The 18,403-nt window shown below is 60.2% G+C and carries 20 protein-coding genes and 1 pseudogene; 19 read left to right on the top strand and 2 right to left on the bottom strand.

Features of this window, described 5'->3' with window-relative positions; genetic code table 11:
* Positions 1-23: 23 nt before the first annotated feature.
* The 7 genes from SULPSESMR1_RS25725 to lpxB all read left to right on the top strand — a co-directional run bounded on the left by SULPSESMR1_RS25725 (position 24) and on the right by lpxB (position 6,502).
* Entirely contained in the window at positions 24-149 is a 126-nt protein-coding gene (locus SULPSESMR1_RS25725; protein ID WP_275888351.1) for a hypothetical protein, read from the top strand.
* Positions 150-272: 123 nt separating this feature from the next.
* On the top strand, positions 273-2,636 hold the full coding sequence (bamA, locus tag SULPSESMR1_RS08445) for an outer membrane protein assembly factor BamA (protein ID WP_089420416.1): 2,364 nt from the start codon (positions 273-275) through the stop codon (positions 2,634-2,636).
* An 8-nt stretch (positions 2,637-2,644) separates the two neighbouring features.
* The gene (locus SULPSESMR1_RS08440) at positions 2,645-3,217 is read left to right on the top strand and encodes an OmpH family outer membrane protein (RefSeq protein WP_089420415.1); all 573 of its coding nucleotides are present in this window, start codon (positions 2,645-2,647) and stop codon (positions 3,215-3,217) included.
* Positions 3,218-3,296: 79 nt separating this feature from the next.
* Positions 3,297-3,770 carry a 3-hydroxyacyl-ACP dehydratase FabZ gene (gene fabZ / locus SULPSESMR1_RS08435; RefSeq protein WP_089420414.1) on the top strand — a complete coding sequence of 158 codons (474 nt, stop codon included), beginning with the start codon at positions 3,297-3,299 and terminating at the stop codon, positions 3,768-3,770.
* Positions 3,767-4,549: an acyl-ACP--UDP-N-acetylglucosamine O-acyltransferase gene (gene lpxA, locus SULPSESMR1_RS08430; RefSeq protein WP_089420413.1), complete on the top strand. Its 783-nt coding sequence runs from the start codon at positions 3,767-3,769 to the stop codon at positions 4,547-4,549. The genes fabZ and lpxA overlap by 4 nt, the downstream gene beginning before the upstream one ends.
* A gap of 7 nt (positions 4,550-4,556) precedes the next feature.
* Positions 4,557-5,348 (top strand): LpxI family protein, encoded by a 792-nt coding sequence (locus SULPSESMR1_RS08425; protein ID WP_089420412.1) that lies wholly within the window; start codon positions 4,557-4,559, stop codon positions 5,346-5,348.
* On the top strand, positions 5,348-6,502 hold the full coding sequence (gene lpxB / locus SULPSESMR1_RS08420) for a lipid-A-disaccharide synthase (protein WP_089420411.1): 1,155 nt from the start codon (positions 5,348-5,350) through the stop codon (positions 6,500-6,502). Before SULPSESMR1_RS08425 ends, lpxB begins: the two co-directional genes overlap by 1 nt.
* 6 nt (positions 6,503-6,508) lie before the next feature.
* On the opposite strand, the gene mnmA is transcribed toward lpxB, so the two are convergent.
* Positions 6,509-7,651: a tRNA 2-thiouridine(34) synthase MnmA gene (gene mnmA, locus SULPSESMR1_RS08415; RefSeq protein ID WP_089420410.1), complete on the bottom strand. Its 1,143-nt coding sequence runs from the start codon at positions 7,649-7,651 to the stop codon at positions 6,509-6,511.
* Positions 7,652-7,775: 124 nt separating this feature from the next.
* Here mnmA and SULPSESMR1_RS08410 point away from each other — a divergent pair, with 124 nt between their 5' ends.
* Positions 7,776-8,066: a DUF1153 domain-containing protein gene (locus tag SULPSESMR1_RS08410; RefSeq protein WP_089420409.1), complete on the top strand. Its 291-nt coding sequence runs from the start codon at positions 7,776-7,778 to the stop codon at positions 8,064-8,066.
* A 121-nt stretch (positions 8,067-8,187) separates the two neighbouring features.
* Positions 8,188-8,721: pseudogene (locus SULPSESMR1_RS08405) on the top strand (response regulator); the annotation flags it as partial.
* 106 nt (positions 8,722-8,827) lie between these two features.
* Here SULPSESMR1_RS08405 and SULPSESMR1_RS08400 read toward each other — a convergent pair.
* Positions 8,828-9,814 (bottom strand): tyrosine-type recombinase/integrase, encoded by a 987-nt coding sequence (locus tag SULPSESMR1_RS08400; RefSeq protein WP_089420408.1) that lies wholly within the window; start codon positions 9,812-9,814, stop codon positions 8,828-8,830.
* A gap of 17 nt (positions 9,815-9,831) precedes the next feature.
* On the opposite strand from SULPSESMR1_RS08400, the gene SULPSESMR1_RS08395 reads away from it, so the two are divergent.
* The 10 genes from SULPSESMR1_RS08395 (at position 9,832) to SULPSESMR1_RS24950 (ending at position 18,336) form a co-directional block, all read left to right on the top strand.
* Positions 9,832-11,229, top strand: a complete 1,398-nt coding sequence (locus SULPSESMR1_RS08395) for a phage major capsid protein (RefSeq protein WP_240311316.1) — start codon at positions 9,832-9,834, stop codon at positions 11,227-11,229.
* Between the two features lie 107 nt (positions 11,230-11,336).
* Positions 11,337-11,525 (top strand): hypothetical protein, encoded by a 189-nt coding sequence (locus SULPSESMR1_RS08390; protein WP_089420407.1) that lies wholly within the window; start codon positions 11,337-11,339, stop codon positions 11,523-11,525.
* Positions 11,526-14,915: a hypothetical protein gene (locus SULPSESMR1_RS08385; RefSeq protein ID WP_089420406.1), complete on the top strand. Its 3,390-nt coding sequence runs from the start codon at positions 11,526-11,528 to the stop codon at positions 14,913-14,915.
* A complete protein-coding gene (locus SULPSESMR1_RS08380) occupies positions 14,912-15,844 on the top strand; it encodes a hypothetical protein (protein ID WP_089420405.1) in 933 nt (310 codons plus the stop codon). Before SULPSESMR1_RS08385 ends, SULPSESMR1_RS08380 begins: the two co-directional genes overlap by 4 nt.
* Entirely contained in the window at positions 15,844-16,611 is a 768-nt protein-coding gene (locus SULPSESMR1_RS08375) for a hypothetical protein (protein WP_157728990.1), read from the top strand. The genes SULPSESMR1_RS08380 and SULPSESMR1_RS08375 overlap by 1 nt, the downstream gene beginning before the upstream one ends.
* Entirely contained in the window at positions 16,608-17,045 is a 438-nt protein-coding gene (locus tag SULPSESMR1_RS08370) for a hypothetical protein (protein ID WP_089420403.1), read from the top strand. Before SULPSESMR1_RS08375 ends, SULPSESMR1_RS08370 begins: the two co-directional genes overlap by 4 nt.
* Positions 17,046-17,048: 3 nt before the next feature.
* Complete coding sequence (locus SULPSESMR1_RS08365; RefSeq protein ID WP_089420402.1) at positions 17,049-17,291, top strand: hypothetical protein; 243 nt, start codon at positions 17,049-17,051, stop codon at positions 17,289-17,291.
* A gap of 67 nt (positions 17,292-17,358) precedes the next feature.
* Complete coding sequence (locus SULPSESMR1_RS08360; protein WP_089420401.1) at positions 17,359-18,012, top strand: YcbK family protein; 654 nt, start codon at positions 17,359-17,361, stop codon at positions 18,010-18,012.
* Positions 18,009-18,200 carry a hypothetical protein gene (locus SULPSESMR1_RS08355; RefSeq protein ID WP_089420400.1) on the top strand — a complete coding sequence of 64 codons (192 nt, stop codon included), beginning with the start codon at positions 18,009-18,011 and terminating at the stop codon, positions 18,198-18,200. Before SULPSESMR1_RS08360 ends, SULPSESMR1_RS08355 begins: the two co-directional genes overlap by 4 nt.
* The gene (locus SULPSESMR1_RS24950) at positions 18,136-18,336 is read left to right on the top strand and encodes a hypothetical protein (protein WP_162791884.1); all 201 of its coding nucleotides are present in this window, start codon (positions 18,136-18,138) and stop codon (positions 18,334-18,336) included. Before SULPSESMR1_RS08355 ends, SULPSESMR1_RS24950 begins: the two co-directional genes overlap by 65 nt.
* Positions 18,337-18,403: the final 67 nt, after the last annotated feature.

Below are 18,403 nucleotides of genomic sequence, written 5' to 3'. Positions count from 1 at the left end.
CCCGACATAAGGGGACATGCGTCATGCAAACACTGCAAAACGGATACAAAGGCCTGAGCCTTTTGATGCTTCTGAACTGGGATCGTGCGCTTTATCTGGCTACGATTGCTGCGGCTTTGTGGTTGGGCGCCTATCTCGGCAGCCTCTAAGTTGGCAACATCATTACAACATGTAACAGCTCGCCGTTCGCGGCGAGCTTTGTCGTTTTGACAAGGCCCGTCTTCTTGGGTACTCAGAGGGCCAATGGGTGTCTAAAAGAATGGGTCAAAACCATGAGACTGGGGAAAGAGGGCGGTGCTGCCAAGCGACTGGGTCGCGTTTACATCGCGACGGGGCTTTTGCGAGCCCTTGTTTTTTTTGTAGCAATAGCAGCAGTTTATACAATCACCACAACGCAGGCGCAGGCACAGTCCTATCGTTTTGACAGTGTGGTTATCGAAGGCAATGCACGGATCGGCCAATCAGCGATCCTTAGTCAGGCCGGAATCGGACGCGGTCAAACGCTGACAGCGGGCCAATTGAACGACGCATATCAGCGTCTTTTGTCCAGTGGGTTGTTCGAAAGCGTCGAAATTTCGCCGCAAGGCAACACATTGCGGATCACTGTAGTTGAGTTGCCGACCATCAACCGCATCAGTTTTGAGGGTAACCGGCGCATCAAAAACGATGCACTGATCACTTTGATCAACTCGTCCGAGCGTCGGGTCTTCAACCCCAGCCTTGCCGAGAAAGACGCAGCCGCGATCGCCGAAGCTTATTCCAACGACGGGCGACTGGCGGCGCGGGTCACACCGCGCGTTATCAAGCGTCGTGACAACCGCGTCGACCTGGTCTTTGAAATCTTCGAAGGCGATGTGGTCGAAATTGAACGTCTGAGCTTTGTTGGCAACCGCGTCTTTTCGGACCGACGCTTGCGCCGCGTTCTGGACACCAAACAGGCGGGCCTGTTTCGGGCGCTGATCAAGGCCGACACATTCGTTGCGGACCGGATCGAGTTCGACAAGCAAATGCTGCGCGACTTTTACTTTTCGCGGGGCTACGTCGATTTTCGCATCAATTCCGTTAACGCGGAACTGACAAACGAGCGCGACGGCTATTTTCTTGTGTTCAATGTGCAGGAAGGCCAGCAATTCAAATTCGGAGAGGTGACCACGGTCAGCGAAATGCCGGGTGTGGATGCAGACGAATACCAGGCGGTCACGAAAATCCGTCCCGGTGTGATTTACTCGCCCTCGCTGGTCGAGCAGGAAATCTCGCGCATGGAAGCGCTGGCAATCCGCAACAGCGTTGACTTTATGCGGGTCGAGCCGCGCATCACCCGCAATGATCGCGATCTGACGCTGGATATCGAATTTGTCATCAGCCGTGGCCCGCGAGTCTTTGTCGAGCGTATCGACATCGAAGGCAACACGACCACACTGGATCGCGTTTTGCGTCGCCAGTTCCCGGTGGCAGAAGGCGACCCGTTCAACCCGCGTGAAATCCGCGAAAGCGCGGAACGCATCCGTGCGCTGGATTTCTTTGAATCCGCCGAAGTGAACGCCCGCCAAGGCTCTGGCCCGGATCAGGTGATCGTTGACGTGGATGTGGTCGAAAAGCCCACGGGCTCGCTGAGCTTTGGCGGGACATTTTCGTCCACGGGTGGCTTCGGTCTCGCTGTGTCCTTTGTCGAACGCAACTTTGTTGGTCGCGGACAGGAACTGACGCTGAACTTTACCACAGCAGAAGAATCAGAATCCTATGGGCTGATTTTTGTAGAGCCTGCTCTACTAGGTCGTGATCTGACATTCGGATTGCAACTGCAGTATGGAACGACTGAGAGTGAATACTCGGATTATGATACGCAAGAGATCATTTTTCAGCCAAGTCTGGGCTTTCCAGTTAGTGAAAATGGTCGTTTGCAGGTGCGTTACACCGCCGAAGCGATTGATGTGCAGGCTAGAACTGCTGCCCTTGTCGGGTTGGTCATCGCTGACGATCTTTCAGTGGGCCGGCAGTTCCGCTCGTCGGTGGGTTATACGTATACCTACGATACACGCCGTTCAGGGCTGAATCCTAATGCTGGTGTTTTGCTGCAATTCGGTCAGGACTTTGCTGGTCTTGGTGGTGACAGCGAGTTTATCCGTACTACCGCGAAGATCGTTGGCCAGAAGCGTATTCTCAATGATGAGGTTACGTTGACTGCGACGCTGGAAGGCGGCGCGCTAAGCTGGCTGGGGGGCAACAACCGTGCGGTGGATCGCTTTATTTTGGGGCCCAGCATCATGCGTGGCTTTGAGCCGGGTGGTATTGGTCCGCGCGAATCGGATGGTACATTCGATAATGCTTTGGGCGGCAACCTGTACCTGACAGCGCGCTTCGAGGCGCAATTTCCGTTGGGTCTGCCGGAAGAATACGGTATTCGCGGTGCTGTCTTCTATGACGTGGGCAATCTGTGGGATCTCAGCGACGTGAATGGCGTTGCTGGTAATCCCAATGTAGTGGGCGCGGATGGTTCTTTCCGTCACGTCGTGGGGCTTTCGATCCTATGGGACACTCCTGTTGGTCCGTTGCGGTTCAACTTTACCGACGCGATCAAGAAAGAGACGTTTGACCGCGAGCAAAGCTTCGATCTGACCCTGTCGACCTCGTTCTGAGGATTGTGATGCGACGTTTTGCGCGCGTCTTTTTGACCCTGCTGGCCACTGCGCTGGCAGGGTCTTTTGTTGTTGCACAGGAACAGCCTGCGCCGACCCCCGCACCTGCGCAACGCAGTGCCGTGCAAACACCGATCCTGACGATTGACACCGAACGTCTGTTTTCCCAAAGCGCATTTGGCCTGCGTGTCGCGCGCGAAATCGAAGAGCGCGGCGCGGCTTTGTCGGCAGAAAACCGCAGCATCGAGGCCGAACTGGGCGCAGAAGAGCAAGAGTTGACAGAGAAACGCAGCGCAATGGAGCCGGGGGCATTTAGGGTGCTGGCCGACGCCTTTGACCAAAAGGTTCAAGACACAAGACGGGCGCAAGAAGCCAAGGGCCGCGAACTGTCGCAGCTTTTGGAAAAAGAGCAGATCGCGTTTTTGAACACGGCGGCGCCTATTTTGGAATCCCTGATGCGCGACTCGGGTGCGGGGGTTATCCTTGAACGGCGCAGCGTCTTTCTCAGCGCCAATGCCATCGACATCACCGATGCCGCCATCGCGCGCATCAACACCGCTTTGGGCGACGGGGCAAACTAGCTGCACCGCGCCGTTCCCTTGTCCAGTCGCGCGCGGCTTGGTACGCTAACAGCCTGATACACCACAGAAAGAGCAGCCTATGACATCCGAGCTTCTGAGCGCCGATATCCATCTGATCCAGCGCATCCTGCCACACCGCTATCCGTTTCTGCTGGTGGACAAGGTCGTGGATATCGACGGCTATCAGACGGCACGCGGCATCAAGAACGTGACGATGAACGAGCCGCATTTTCAGGGCCATTTTCCGGGTAAACCGATTATGCCGGGCGTGACCATCGTCGAGGCGATGGCCCAGACGGCCGCCGTAATGGTGGGCACCGCGCTGAACATGGCCGACCGTGATATGCTGGTTTATTTCATGGCAATCGACAGCTGCAAATTCCGCCGCATGGTCATTCCCGGCGACGTGTTGGAGCTTAAGCTGGAAACCCTTCGCGGCAAGCCTGGCGGCAAGGTCTGGAAATTCTCGGGCGTGGCGGAAGTCGAGGGCGAAATGGCCTGCGAAGCTTCGTTTACCGCGATGATGGATCTGCCCAAGGATGTCGCAGTATGAGTGGCATCCACCCCTCTGCTGTCGTCGAGGACGGCGCGCAAATCGACCCAAGCGTCACGGTTGGGCCGTTCTGTCTGATCGGTCCCGAGGTTGTGTTGGGACCGAACGTGGAATTGAAAAGCCATGTGGTGGTGACAGGGCGCACTACTGTCGGCGAGGGCACGGTGATCTTCTCTTTTGCGGTGATCGGCGAGATCCCACAGGATCTGAAATTCAAAGGCGAAAGCTCGGCCCTCGAAATCGGTAAACGCAACCGCATCCGCGAGCATGTAACCATGAACTGTGGCACCGAAGGTGGTGGCGGCGTGACCCGTGTGGGCGACGACGGGTTGTTCATGGCGGGCTGTCACATTGCGCATGACGCCCGCGTGGGAAACCGCGTTATTGTGGTCAACAATGCCGCTGTGGCCGGTCACTGTGTGCTTGAGGATGATGTGATTATCGGTGGTCTGTCCGGCATCCACCAGTTCGTGCGCATCGGGCAAGGTGCGATCATCGGCGCGGTCACGATGGTGACCAACGATGTCATTCCCTACGGTCTGGTACAGGCACCGCGCGGTGATCTGGACGGGCTTAATCTGGTCGGGCTGAAACGCCGCGGCGTGAAGCGTGCCGACATCACAGCATTGCGCGCCGCCTTCCAGATGCTGGCACAGGGCGACGGCACCTTTCACGACCGCGCCGAACGTTTGGGCACCGAAACCGACAGCGATTATGTCAAACAGATCGTCGATTTCATCTTGGGTGAATCCGACCGATCCTTTCTGACGCCAAAGTGAGACCGCGATGCTGGCGCTGATTGTGGGAACGGGGCAGATGCCCAAGGTGGTTGCCGATGCGCAGGACAGCCCGCCGCTGATCTGTGTGTTGCAGGGCAATGCACCAGACAGGTTGGTGCCTGATCTGACATTCCGGTTGGAAACATTGGGGTCTTTGCTGGTTGATCTGGGTGCGCGCGGCGTCACGGATGTGTGCTTTGTCGGCGGGATCGCGCGACCAGTGCTGGACCCTGACGCGCTGGACGCCGAAACGGCCCCGTTGGTGCCGCTGTTCCAGCAGGCGTTGAAGCAGGGCGACGATGGCGCATTACGCATTGTGTTGGATATCTTTGAAAAGACAGGCTTTGCCGTGCGCGGGGTCGAAGACCTTGTGCCGTCGCTGTTGGCCACTGGCGGTGTTTATGGCGACGCGTGGCCAGACGCCAGGATGCGACGCGACGCCGAAGTCGGGGCCGCCCACATCGCCAGCGAGGGCGCGCGTGACATTGGTCAGGCTTGTGTGGTGGCAGGCGGCAAGGTGATCGGCATGGAAGACGCCGCAGGCACCGACGCGTTGATTGCGCGCATGGGAGGCACCTCGAAAGACGCCCGCGCAATCCTGTTCAAAGCCCCCAAGCCGAAACAAGAGCGGCGCATTGACCTGCCGACAATCGGTCCCGACACGGTGGCCGCCGCGGCTAAGGCAGGCTTTGCCGGTATTGTTATAGATGCAGGCGACGTGCTGGTGCTGGACCATGCCGCGTGTGTGGCGCTGGCTGATCGGCATGGCATCGTCCTTTGGGCGCGGACGGGCGACTGATGCGGGTGTTTATCATTGCGGGCGAACCATCGGGCGACAAGCTGGGTGGCGCGCTGATGGCAGGGCTGCGAACATTGGTGCCGGATGTGACATTCGACGGTGTTGGCGGCGCCGAAATGCAGGCCCACGGGCTGGCCAGCCGCTTTGATATGTCCGAGTTGAGCATTATGGGCATCATGGAAGTGCTGCCCAAGTACCGCCACTTGAAACGCCGCATCGCGCAGACAGCCAAGGCGGTGATCGATACGGCACCCGATGTGGTGATCACCATCGACAGCCCCGATTTCTGCCTGCGCGTGGCGCGACTGGTTAAGGCGTCCAGCACTGTGCGCACGGTGCATTATGTAGCCCCGACGGTTTGGGCTTGGCGGCCCAAACGCGCCGGACACATGGCCGAGGTTATCGATCACGTTTTGGCGCTGTTCCCGTTCGAGCCACCCTATATGGAAGCCGCCGGAATGGACTGCGACTTTGTCGGGCACCCCGTGGTGTCCGAACCGCAGCCTTCGGCGCAGGATGTTGCGAATTTTCGTGTGCAATACGGGATGGAAGCAGCAGAGCCGCTGTTGCTGGTCCTGCCCGGATCGCGCAGGGGCGAGGTTTCGCGCCTTGCTCCGCGTCTTGGGGCGGCTTTGCGGCCTGTTCTGGCCGTATATCCGGATTTGCGCGTCGTTGTGCCCGCGGCCGCGTCCGTGGCAGAAATGGTGACCGCCGCAGTGGCCGACTGGCCGCTGGTGCCCAAGGTTCTGGACCCGCGCGGGCTGGACGTGGAAACCGCAGCATCTGCCAAACGCGTGGCTTTTGCCGCTGCTGATGCGGCCCTAGCAGCCTCTGGCACCGTGGCGCTGGAACTTGCCGCAGCCGATACGCCGATGGTCAGTGCCTATGACATGAACTGGCTCAGCCGCCAGATCGTGCAGCGAATGATGCAAATAGATACCGCCAACTTGATTAATATCGTTTCGGAAACCCGCACCGTACCCGAGTATATCGGGGGGCGGTGTCGGTCGGACCTGATCGCAGAGGGTGTGCTGGATTTGCTGCAAGACCCCGCCCCGCAACGTGCCGCAATGCACACCACAATGAAGCTGCTTGGCCGCGACGGAGAAGACCCCGGTCTACGTGCAGCCCGCGCGGTGCTGGCACGGCTTTAGCGGTTGTTAACCCTTGTGAATCCAGCCGCCACCAAAAATGCGGCTGCTGTCGCGATCATAGAACACACAGGCCTGTCCGGGGCTTACGCCTTCTTCGGGCAGGGTCAGTTCCACGGTCGCCTCGGTGGCCGAGATCGGACGCAGCACCGCGTCGGTGGGGGGGCGTGTTGACCGGACCCGAACCGCGATCGGCCATTCGCTGCGCGACATCATCGGTTCGTCGCCCAACCAGTTGATTTCGCGCACGGGAACGGTGCGGGTGGCCAGCATCTCTTTGGGGCCGACAACCACGCGGGCGGTGTCTGCATCCAGTTTGACCACATACAGCGGATCGGCCAAGCCACCGATGCCCAGACCACGCCGTTGACCGATGGTATAGTTAATCACACCGTCGTGGTTGCCCAGAACCTTTCCATCCATATCTACAATCTTGCCCGGAGCCGCAGCTTCGGGGCGCAACTTGCGAATAACGCTGGCATAATCTCCGTTGGGGACAAAGCAGATGTCCTGACTGTCGGGTTTGTCCGCGACGCTAAGTCCGTATTTTGCGGCCAGCGCACGGGTGGCGTCCTTGGACGGCAAATGGCCCAATGGAAAGCGCAGGTAATCCAGTTGCTGTGCTGTGGTCGAGAACAGGAAATAGCTTTGATCGCGGGCGGCATCGGTGGCGCAATGCAGCTCGGCCCCGCCGTCACCCATCTTGCGTTGGATATAGTGGCCGGTGGCCATGCAATCGGCTTCCAGATCCTTGGCTGTCTCCAGCAAGTCCTTGAACTTTACCCGTTCGTTGCAGCGGATGCAGGGCACAGGTGTGGCGCCGCCCAGATAGCTGTCGGCGAATTCGTCGATCACCGCGTCCTTGAACACGTTTTCATAGTCGAGAACATAGTGGGGGAAACCCATTTCCTCGGCCACGCGGCGCGCATCGTGGATGTCACGGCCTGCACAGCACGCCCCCTTTTTGGCCAGCGCCGCCCCGTGATCATAAAGCTGCAATGTCACACCCACCACGTCATAGCCTTCTTCGGCCAGTTGTGCGGCCACAACCGAACTGTCGACGCCGCCGGACATGGCAACAACGACTCGGGTCTCGGCGGGCGATTTGGCAAAACCCAGCGAATTCAGCGGGTGTGCAGTATCTAGTGGCATGACAAACTCCGGGAAGGTCAGGCAATATATAGGAAAATCCTAATTACTCTCAAGGGGCGGTTTCACCTAACCTTAAGTACGAAACACTCAGGTTGCCCCGATGAAGGCGCAACACGAGACAGTCATGTATCTGAAAAAAGTCTATGGTCCAAGGGCGGTCACGTTGCTGGACGGAACTGTGATGACGCAGGCCGATCTGCCCGATTCCAGGACGCGCCGCTGGGTGGCGTCGCGCAAGGCAGCTGTGGTGCGCGGTGTCCTTTACGGTCTGATCGGGCAGGACGCCGCACTGGAACGGTATTGCATCAGCGCCGAAGAATTCGAGCAGTGGGTGCGTGCCGTCAGCCTGCATGGCGAGGAAGCGTTGAAAGCGACAGCTTTACAGCGTTTCCGTACGCCCAAGTCTGGTTTGTGACAGATTAATTAATGACAACCTAAAGTTGCTCAGTTTACAGTTACGTATGGTAACGGGTGATTAACCTTTTTTGCCCAGAGTGAGATGACTGATATTTTAGTGACGTGATGCGGAGATTGTAATGCGCGTTTTGCTTGTTGAAGACGATCCCACGACCTCGAAAAGTATCGAACTGATGCTGACCCATGCCAACCTGAACGTCTATGCGACGGATCTTGGGGAAGAGGGGATCGATCTTGCAAAGCTCTATGATTACGATCTGATCCTTCTTGATCTCGATCTGCCTGACATGAACGGCCACGAAGTGTTGCGCCAATTGCGTCTGGCACGGATTGAAACGCCAATTCTCATCCTGTCGGGTGCGGACGACACCGAAAACAAGATTAAGGGATTCGGGTTTGGTGCAGATGATTACCTGACCAAGCCTTTCCACCGCGAAGAACTGGTGGCGCGCATTCATGCCATCATCCGCCGTTCCAAGGGGCATTCGCAGTCGGTTATCGAAACCGGGCTTATTTCGGTAAATCTGGATGCGAAAACTGTCAGCGTCGACAATAAATCGGTCCATCTGACGGGCAAGGAATATCAGATGCTCGAGCTTTTGAGTCTGCGCAAGGGCACGACGCTGACCAAAGAAATGTTTTTGAAGTATCTTTAGGAGCATACTTTATTGTTTACTATCAATATATTGCAAGCCTTGCAGTTCAGGTGGTAAAGGACGGTTCTAACATTCACCTTTCGTTTACGGTCCGTTCCAAACCTTACTTCCTCGCTTTTTGGGCTTCGGTTGCGCGCGCCTTCTGACCTGCTGGGCCTGAATACAGTCGAACCATGTTCGATGAGGTGTGGCCCGTCAGTGCTTTGACATGTTCTTCAGTCATACCGGGCAGGGCGGCGATTTCGGATGCCGCGGAGTGGCGCAGGGCATGGTTGTCATACTCCTCAGCACCAATTTCCCTGCGAAGTTCCATCATGCGGTTATAGGCGCTGTTGTACTTCATGGGGCGACCGTCGGGCAGGGTGATGATGTGCAGGCCGCGACGGGGTATCCCTGACAGCATATCCAAGAGCCGTGCGGTGAAGGGAACGTAGAGGCGAGCACCCGTCTTTCCTTGGCTGACCCATATCCCATCATCTTCGATTTGGTCCCATTGCATGGCCAGTACGTCGCTAATCCGCTGCCCGGTGCCTAACATCATCTCGAACAGCAGGCGCGTGTCTGGCGGTGCTTTGGCGCGCGCTGCGTCGATTAAATCTTGCGGCCAAGGCTTGCGTGGCGCCTTCTTGGTTTTCAAGTGTTCAAACTTGTGAATTGGGTTGCGATCTATCCACCCGATTTGCACTGCATGTTGCATCAGTACCGAAAGAGCGCTGACCCGTCGCTTTGATGTGGTCGGCTTGTCTGCCATACTGTCACGCATGTCGTATACGTTGTGCGGCTTGATGCTTGCCGGATCGAATGGCCCGATCTTTTCTTCGAGATACCGGAACGATTGGCGATAGCTTTTCTGCGTGTTCAGCTTTTTCCCCCGCCACTTTTCGGACGCCATATAGCTTGCAATCAGCTTCTTGATGTTGCGCTTTGCTTTCGGAACGGCGCGTCCACTACGTAAGCGGGCGTATTCTTGTGCAAACTCGGCGCTGGCGGGGTCGTCTGGCATACGATGCGAAACGCCGTCGCGTCGGTAGTAGAGATAGCCCATGCGGCCCATCTTGTAGACATAGGGCGGCAAGTTACGCTTCACCATTTCACGTTGTCCAGAGATTGAACGGCTTTCGCGTCAGCAAATTCCAATTCGATGCGCTTCCCATCGATGATGACTTTGCGGACAACACGCCCCTCTGCTTCGCACTCACGGACAAGGGGATCGGCTTTGCCTTCATGGTGCATGCGCTGGCCAACAGCAAAGGCGACAAGGACCGCGCTGTTGCACGGCTCGACAAGGACGGGCACAGCGGCATGTCGGCGGCCCTGTCGGGGGCCAGCGACAGCGCGGGCGGGGTGACCATCCCGCAGGCGCAGGCCGCCGAGGTCATCGAGCTGCTGCGCCCGCGTGTCACTGTGATCAACTCCGGCGCGCGGATCATCGACATGCCTGCAGGTGAAGTGCGCAATGCCCGTCAGGCCACCAGTGCGACGGCCAACTACGGGGCAGAAAACCACGTCACCGAAGAGAGCGAGCCGACCTTTGACAAGGTGGACCAGAGCTTCAAGACCCTGCGCACGCTGGTGCCGGTGGGCAATGCGCTCTTGCGTCACAGCGGGGCGGCGGTGATGCAGCTGGTGCGCGACGACATGCTGGACGTGATGGGCTTGCGCAAGGATCTGGCGTTCCTGCGCGGTGACGGGACGGCAGATACGCCCAAAGGTCTGGGCGGCTGGGTGCTGGCGGGGCACACGCAAACGGCGGTGGCCAAGACGGCGGCGGCGGTCGAGGCTGCACTGCGCCAGATGGTGTCGAAAGTGCAGGATGCCAATGTGGCGATGATCTCTTGCGGCTGGATCATGCGGGCTTCGACGCGCAACTTCCTTGCCAGCCTGCGCGAGCCCAACCACGGCTCCTATCTGTTTCCCTCGATCGACCAGAGCAACACGCTGCTGGGCTATCCGGTCAAAACCACCTCGCAGCTGCCGGACAATCTGGGCGTCGGGGGCGACGAAACAGAAGTGTTCTTTGCCGACTTCAACGACTGCATGGTGGGCGACAGTATGAAGCTGGTGATCTCGTCCTCCACCGAAGCCGCCTATGTCGACACCAGCGGCGATACGGTCTCGGCTAGTCCCATGAGCGCGCGGCGCGGGGCAATTCCCTTCGAGGTCGATGGCACAAGCTTCCGGATGCGCTTCTCGGTCAACGCCATGCTGGCCTATGAAGAGACCTTCAGCGAGAACTTTGTCGATGCGCTGCGGGCGATGGAAGGGCGCGATGTGCCCGACTTTACCCGTCTGCGTCGGATCTTCTGGGCCGGTGTCGGCCCCGATCAGCACACGCTTGAGGATGCAGGCGAGCTGATCTCGGATGTGGGCTTTGCGCAAGCGGTGGATCTGATCACGCAGGCGGCCCAAGCAGCCTTCCCCGAGGCCGCTTCGGGACAGGGAAGCGCCCCGGGAAACGCGCCAGCGGGGGGCAAGCCCCGCCCGAAGGCAAAGCCCGCGACCTGATTGATGCGCTTCAGGCCAGCTGGCTTGAGGCGGGTCAGGACTACGAGCGGTTCTGGCGGCTGACCCCGCGCGAGATCATCACGATCCTGCACGCTGCAGTCGCCAGAATGGAAAACGAGCACGAGCTGGCGCGGGCGCGCAACTTCGAGATGGCGGGGCTTGTGGCACTTGCCTTCCACGCCCCGAAAAAGCTCCCGAAATACTCCAAAACCAAGAGCAAATCTGCGGTGCCAGATGAAGTGGCACAAGCGCAGGTGCGCGCGTTCTTCATCGCAATGGCAGGAAGGAAGACATAGATGTCGCAATCGGTGATCGGCGCGCTGCGCGTCAACCTTGGCCTTGACAGTGCGAAGTTCAGCAAGGGGGCCAGCGAGGCGGACCGCGCACTGAGTAAGATGAAGCTGCAGTTTGCCGCTGTCGCCGGTGCGGCGGCGGCCTTCGGCGCGGCTTTGGCGACGGCGGCGCTGGCGGGGGCCAACCAGATCGATGCGGCGGCCAAAGCGGCGCGGCGTCTGGACAGCTCGATCGGGGGCTTTCGGGCACTTGAGCTGTCGGCAGGCGAGGCGGGGGTGAGCCTGTCTGGGCTCACCAACGACATCCAGACCATGAACCGCGAGCTGGCCAGTGTCGGCACCTCGGGCAACGGCAAGCGCGCGCTGGAGGCTTTGGGGCTGGAGCTGGCGGATCTGCAAGGCATTGATGCCGACGAAAAGCTGGCGGTGATTGCCGACAGGGTCAAGGCGCTGGGGCTGTCCTCGGGCAAAACCACGGCGATCCTGCGCGATCTGGGCGTGCGCAACCGGGAAATGGCGCTGCTGGTACTGCAGGGCGGCGATGCGATCCGCGACGCGCGGGCCGACATCAGGGCTTACGGGCTCGAGGTCAGCAAGGTCGATGCGGGTGCGATCGAGACGGCAAACGATCAGATCGGGCGGCTTGGCCTGATCTCGCAATACGCAGGCCAGCAGCTGGCGATTGCCCTTGTGCCATCACTTGGTGCAATGGCGCAGGCGATGACCGACAGCCTGAAAGAGGGCGGGTTGCTGCGGGCGATGATCGACGGGTTTACGCAGAACCTCGGCACGTTGGCCGGTGTGGTGACTGTCGCAGTTACCGCCTTCGGAGTGCGCTATGTCGGCGCTCTGGTGCTGGCCAAAGTGGCGACCTTCTCGCTCGGCGGGGCTTTGGTCGCATTGCGCGGTGCGCTGCTCTCCTCGGGCATCGGGGCGGTTGTGGTGGCAGCGGGTGTTCTGGTCGGCAAGTTTATCGATCTTTCCGGCTCGGTCGGCGGCTTTGGTGTGGCGATGAACCTGCTGAAGGATGTGGCGGCAGAAGTCTGGAGCCGGATTGTTCTGGCCTTTGATGCGGCTGGTTTCCAGATGGAGGCGGGCTGGCTGCGGACCAAGGCGGACGCCGTCGATGCGCTTGCAGGCATCGTGGAATTTACGCTTGAAACCAACAACAAGATCATCGGTGCTTTTGTCGGGGCGTTCAAGGCGGTGACCACAGCGTGGAATGCGCTGCCTGCGGCCTTCAAGCGGATCGGCGCGGAGGCGATCAACGGGCTGATCACAATGATCGGCAACGGCATTGGCGGTGTTCTGGAGCCCCTGAACGCGATCATCACCAAATTTGGAGGCACAGCCATTGCCCCGCCGGACCTTTCGGCGTGGAAGGTCGAGGTCGGCGATGCCGTGGACATCGCAGGCCAGGCCGGTGCTGCGTTCAGCGACGCGTTCAACACGCAATACATCGATGTCGGTATGGCGACCGGTGCAATGCGCGAGATGTCGGGCGAGCTGCGTGCAACCGGAGAACTGGCGTCTGGTGTGGGCGAGGCGTTGAAAGCAGGCGTTGTGGCCCCGCTGGCCTCGGTGGGGGTGCTGACCGACAGCGTGGCGGCGGCGCGCGCAGAGGCAGAGCGCACGTCGGATGCCGGTCGGGATCTGAATGAAGTTCTGGATGAGACCGCTGCGGCTGGCGGCAAGGCGGGCAAGGGGATCGACAAGGCCTCGAAAGCCCTGACGGAGGCGGAGAAAGAAGCCAAACGCCTGCGCGAAGAAATGCAGCGCCCGCTGGTCACCGCGATCGGCGGCGTGGCCGATGCCTTTGGCGACTTTATGGCGCGGGGCTTCAAGGATTTTAAGGGCTTTGTCGGCTCCATTCTGGGCGGCTTCCAGCAGATGCTGTCACAGATGATCAGCCTTGCGGCCCGCAACCGCATCATGCTGTCGATGGGGATGACGGGCGGCGGCGCAGGTGCTGCAGCTGCGGGCGTTCCCGGTGTGGGACAGGTTGGCGGCATGTTTGGCGGGGCCGGTGGTGGCGGTGGCCTGCTGGGCGGCTTGGGCGGTCTTGGCAGCGCGCTGACAGGCGGATTTATGAACTCGGTCGGTTCGCTGTTCAGCAGCGGTGTCGGCGGTATGTTCGGCAGCATCGGCGCGCAGGTGGGCACGGCCTTTGCAACCGGCACCGGCACCGCCATTGCGGGTGCGATCGGGGCCATTGCCGCACCGGTTCTGGCGGTGGCAGCCGTCTTCTCCTTCTTCAAAAAGAAGGTGACGGAACTGGATGCAGGCCTGCGGATCACCGTGGATGGCATGGATGCGCTGGTCGAGACCTTCAAAACCATCGAGACCAAAAAGTACTGGGGGCTGAGCAAGAAGGTCAGCACCTCCTACAAAGAAGCAGCGGATGATGTGGCAGCGCCCTTGCAGGCGGCGATCGGGGACATTGCCAAAAGCGTCATGGATATGGGCAGCTTCATCGGCTTTGATGCAGACAACATCGATCTCGCCAGCTTCCGGTTCAAGATCTCGACCAAGGGCAAGACCGAAGAGGAGATCCGGACGGCCATCACCGAAGAGATGGGGCGGCTGTCGGATGTCTTTGCGGACGCGATGGTGGGCAGCTTTGACGAGATCATCACCACCACGTCCAACATCTTTGGTGGCACTGCGCTGTCGGGGCTGTTCGGCAAGCTCTTCAACCGGACCACCACCGAAACGATCAGCCATGTGAACGAGAAGTTCGAGGCGCTGAAGCGTGTGGGCGAGGGGTCGTTTGATGCGCTGCAGCGGATCGTCAGCAGCCTGCAGGCGGTCAATCCGATGATGGATGCGCTGGGGCTGCAGCTTTATGATCTGTCACTGGTGGGCGGCGATGCCGCCAGCAGCTTTGTCGATCTCTTCGGCAGCTTGCAGGACTTCGGCACTATCACCGGCGCCTATTACCAGGAGTTCTACACCGCACAGGAACGCACGGCCAAGGCGACGCAGCGGTTGACGGAGCAGCTGTCGGATCTCGGGATCAACGCACTGCCCGCCAGCCGCGCGGCCTTCCGGGCGTTGGTGGATGAGGCCGACAGTCTGGGCGACAGCGAGCTGGTGGCAGCGCTGATCAAACTGTCACCGGCCTTTGCCGACATTACGGCCGCCTCGGATGCCCTGAGTGCCAGTCTTGCCAACAACACGCTGTTCAAAACCAAAGCGGACCAGATTTATGCGCAAACCGCAGGTGGGTATCGCGCCAGCCTCGAGGACATCCGGACCGCTGCGGGGGATGATGTCACCACGCTGCTGCGCGAGGTGGTGCGCGCGATCCGCGAGGGCGACCAGAGCAACGCGCGGCTGACCAACCGGCTCTTTAATCAGGCACGCCGTGCCGAACTGGAGCCCGGCACATGAAAATCATCCTGCCGGTGCCGGTCACCGGGCTGACCCTGACAGCCACCAATGTGGCCGAGGATGACCATGCGGTCTGGTCCGCACTCACGACCTACGCGCGGGGGGAGTTTGCCATCAGTCTGGTCACGCACGCGGTTTACCGGTCGCTGCTCGATGACAACACCGGCAACGATCCCGACCTAGAGGTGGCGGCGCTTGCGGATCCGCTGGTGGACAATCCCGACCCTGTCTACTGGCAGATCATCGGGGCCACGAACCGCTGGCGGGTCTTTGATCGAAAGCCGTCACAGCCTGCGGTGCAGGCGGGCTCGATCGAGTTTGAAGTGACACCGGGCGTGTTTATCGGTGGCCTTGCCGGATACGGGATTGTTGCCGACACCGTGCGGGTACGGGTCTATGCCGATCCGGACCTGATCTATGACCGCACGGTGGAGATGAACGACGAAAGCGCCGTAACCGACTGGCTGGCTTATTTTGTCGAACCGTTCCGCCCGCTGGAAGAGTTCGTGCTGACCGACCTGCCGGTGCTTGGCACGCCGCGTATCGTGGTGACGGCGACGGGGCCGGAGGTTGCGGTGGGCCAGATCGTGCAGGGCTATGTCTCCGAGCTGGGGATCACACCGCAGGACGGGATTGCGGCCTCGGGTCTCGACTTCAGCTTTGTGCAGACCGACGACTTTGGCAATCTCGAGACGATGAAGCGCGAGGCCACGCGGCTTATGGACTTCGACGTTGTGGTCAAGCGCAACAGCGTGGCAGCTGTGACGCGGATTCTCAAGGGTCTGCGCGGCGGGACACCTGTGGTCTGGATTGCCAGCGAAACCAACGAATATGCGGCGACAAACTACGGGTTCTATCGTGGCTACCGGACGCTCTACACCGGCGCGGATCACGCCATCATCTCAATCGAAGTACAAGGAATAGTCTGATGCCAGCACCAGTGCCCCCAACAGTGCCACCGCCCGCCTTGCGCAGCGAGCCCGCGACCTTCAAGGCACGGGCCGAGGCCAATGTAACCTTCTTTGCCACGCTGGTGGCCTATATGGACGCCGTGGTCACCTGGATCGGCACCAAGGTGACCGAGATCACCGCCATCGCCATGGCGGGCGATCTGCCGGAGCTGACCGGCAAAGCGGGCACGGTGCTTCAGGTCAACGGGGCAGAGGACGGGCTGGGGTTCCTCGACACCGGCACAACGGGCCGCGCGGTTCTCGAAAGTGAAACCGACGCCGAGGCGCGGAGCGTTCAAGGGCTTGGGGACGTCGCTCTGCTGAACTTCGCGGACCTGATCAATACCGACGCAGAGTGGGAAGGCGGCGTTGTAACAGACTACGCCTACATCACCCCTGCACAACTTAAACTCGCTATCCACACGTTCCGAGCGGCGGATTACACCAGCCAAACTCCGTGGAATGCCAGTAACCCGATATCTGCCCTTCACGGGTTAGGTCAAACCCCATCACGTTGGCGAGTGATGCTAGAGTGTACTACTCCCAGTCAAGGGTATTCTGTAGGAGACCGCATTGACATTACAAGCACTTCCGAAGGCAGTGGTGCTAGAGGCAACACTAGTTACGTTAACGCAACCAGCATAGTACAAGTTGGATCATCTATCTTTATACCTCCAGCCGGTGGAGGCGCTATCGCAGGCATGACCACGGCAAACTGGGACATAATTTTTGAGGCATGGCTATGAGCGACGAAACTGAATCAGCCGAAACCAAAGCAGGTGTTCCACAGCAATCGGGCCACCACGCTTACGATGGCGTCTCGTACAAGGGGTACTTTGTCGCGACGCAGGACCAGATTGCGCAGCTTGGTTACACATCAGGGGAGGCACCTGTGCCCGCTCCCGCAGTCGTCTTGTCGCAGAAATGTGCCGCGATCAAGGCCGAGGCCGCGCGCCGCATTCTTGCGATCTGTCCCGAATGGAAGCAGCGCAACCTGACAGCGCAGGCCGCCATCCTTGCCGAAAAGGGCCGGTCCCAATGGACGGCAGGCGAGCTGGACGCATGGACGGCGGGCGCGGCGCTCTGGGCGCAGGTGGCGGCGATCCGCGCGGCCTCCGATACGCTCGAGGCTACGGACCCGATCCCCGACGACATCACCGACGACACGCACTGGGCCTGATCCATGACCGTTTATGATTTGATACGCGACTTCTGGGCGGCCCTTGCTGCGGTCTTTGCCTTTCTTCTGTGGATGGTCCGGCTCGAGGCCAAGGCGATCGGCAACGAGCGCGAGATCCGGCGGCTCTGGACGCAGCGCAAGGAGGATCTGGAAGTTGCTGCCAGCGCCCGCAAGGAAACAAACGACATGCTCGGCGAAATCCGCACGGACGTGAAGCAGATCCTGAGCCGCGACAACCGGCCCTAGCAGGTCAACCACCCCGCAATCTGACCACCATGCCCCGCCAGCGGGGCTTTTTTGTATTGGAGACACCATGACCAAACTTTACAAACACTGGCGCGACTATCCCGTGTCGGATTGGCGCTGGCCGGACTTCAGCCCTCAGGAAATCGCCTGCCGTGGCACGGGGCGGCTGATGGTCGTGCCGGAGGCGATGGACAAGCTGCAAGCGCTGCGCAGCAAGCTGGGCGCGCCGATGATCGTCAACAGTGCCTATCGCAGCCCGGAGCACAACCGCGCTGTGGGCGGGGCCAGGGCCAGCAAGCACATGGAGGGGATCGCCTTTGATGTGCGGATGGATAACCACGACCCCGACACCTATATCGCGGCGGCTTTGTCTGTCGGCTTCAAAGGCATCGGAACCTATCCGAAGCAGAACTTTGTGCACGTCGACGCACGGCCCATGCGTGCAAGTTGGGGCAAGCCCTTTGCCAGGCGGCGCGCCACGCCAAAGTTTGCACCCGAAGAGCCCCGCGAGGCTGACACCGTTGCGAAAGACGGGCAGGCTAAGGCGACGCTGGCAGGTCTGGGCGGCGCAGTTGCGGCCTCGGGCGGCGTGGTCACCGGCGTCGGCGGGCTTGACCCAGTGGCCCAGTACATCGTCGTGGCGGGCTTCGTGGTGACCGGCGTGGCGCTGGTCTACCTGTTTCGGAAGCGGCTGGCGCGGCTGGCGCGGCTGGCGGAATGAGGCGCGCGGTTGCCGCCGTTGCCGTGCTGCTGGTGATTGTGCTGCTGGACTACCGGCAGGGCGGTGAGGACCGTGCGCGCGACCAGCGTGAAGACACCCTGCAACGATCAAAGGACATCTCCGATGCTGTCAAGGATACTGATGCTGCCCCTGATTGGCGTGACCAGCTGCGCCATCGGCACCAGTGACGCGGCCTTTTGTGGGCCCGACTACACCGGCGCCATCGAGCGGCTGGCCGAAGCATTGCCCGATCCGCTGACGCCCGATGATGTAGGGAGGGCAGGGACCGCCGTTGTGCGGGGGCATGACGCGGGGTGTGGGTGAGCCCTGATCCACAGCAGGTGGGCTTTCAAAAATTTGATCGAGGGCCGCGTAGTGCCCGGCTTGGCCA

Origin of the sequence: Pseudosulfitobacter pseudonitzschiae (assembly GCF_002222635.1) — a bacterium.
Lineage (GTDB): Bacteria > Pseudomonadota > Alphaproteobacteria > Rhodobacterales > Rhodobacteraceae > Pseudosulfitobacter > Pseudosulfitobacter pseudonitzschiae_A.
This window is presented reverse-complemented; position numbering and strand designations above follow the sequence as displayed.